We start from the raw sequence: 1,140 nt of genomic DNA on the forward strand, positions 1-1,140 counted from the left end.
CTTTAATAGTTCAAAAAAGGCGTTTTGGGATTAAGCCAGCATCCCGAGTAGCTCAGCTGGTTAGAGCATCTGACTGTTAATCAGAGGGTCACTGGTTCGAGCCCAGTCTCGGGAGCAATACCAAAAGCCTTTCAGTTCGTCTGGAAGGCTTTTTAAATAGCCAGCACTCCTTCTTAGCTCAGCTGGTTAGAGCATCTGACTGTTAATCAGAGGGTCGCTGGTTCGAGCCCAGCAGAGGGAGCCAAAAAGGGCAAGCACGGTAAAACGGTCGCTTGCCCTTCTTTTTTACCCTCATAATTATCAAGTTCTCTAGAAAATGGTTTTATTTCTTTTTGGAAAAGAAAGGTTTATAGAATTGAAATGGTCAATATAATAGCTTTCTAAAAGATTGAAGTCTTGATATTCATCCACACCATGATCTTAAATGCATTATATTTGTATTATGATATCAAGCGATATTTTTTACGGAAATTTCGAACTTGAAGATATACTAAGCGATCTCATAAGCTCGGCACCCGTTCAAAGGTTAAAAAATGTTCATCAGGGAGGTGCCATTTTTTTGGTTTCTCCAAATGTTGGTCACAGTAGATATGAACATTCTATCGGAGTTATGCTTCTTGTTAGGAAACTTGGAGGTAGTCTGGAAGAACAGGTTGCGGCCCTTTTGCACGATGTCTCCCATACCGCTTTTTCCCATGTTATCGATTATGTCCTGCAACAGAAAGGAGAAGAGTATCATGAGCAAATTTTTGAAGAAGTAATATCAAATTCCACTATACCATCTATTCTCGCTAAATATGGATTCAGCACTTCTTTATTGGAAGACCCGAAGTTTACCTTGCTTGAGATGCCTCTTCCTGCCCTCTGTGCGGATAGGATAGATTATACGATTAGGGATTTATATCATTTTGGACTAATCAATATTGTTGAGGTACATGATTTTATAAATAAACTTGGTGTTCAGGGTGGAAAGATTGGTGTTAAGAGTGAAAAGGTAGCTTCATGGATTGCCAGTAAATATCTTCAGCTCAACAATGAGTATTTCAGAAAACCCGAACATATATTTGCCAATATCAAGTTTTCTGAGTTGATTGCTCTCGGACTAGAAAAAGGCATTATTATTTTGTCTGATCTCTGGGG

The 1,140-nt window shown here is 39.1% G+C and carries 1 protein-coding gene and 2 tRNA genes; all 3 read left to right on the top strand.

All coding sequences use genetic code 11. The annotated features are described in order from the left end of the window. Positions 1-41 precede the first annotated feature (41 nt). Positions 42-115: transfer RNA gene (locus DBR11_RS16380), tRNA-Asn, on the top strand. A gap of 52 nt (positions 116-167) precedes the next feature. Then, positions 168-244: transfer RNA gene (locus DBR11_RS16385), tRNA-Asn, on the top strand. A 198-nt stretch (positions 245-442) separates the two neighbouring features. Further along, positions 443-1,140: HD domain-containing protein (locus DBR11_RS16390; RefSeq protein WP_108553731.1), on the top strand; the 698-nt coding region annotated here is incomplete at its 3' end.

This window comes from Pedobacter sp. HMWF019, from assembly GCF_003061025.1.
GTDB lineage: Bacteria > Bacteroidota > Bacteroidia > Sphingobacteriales > Sphingobacteriaceae > Pedobacter.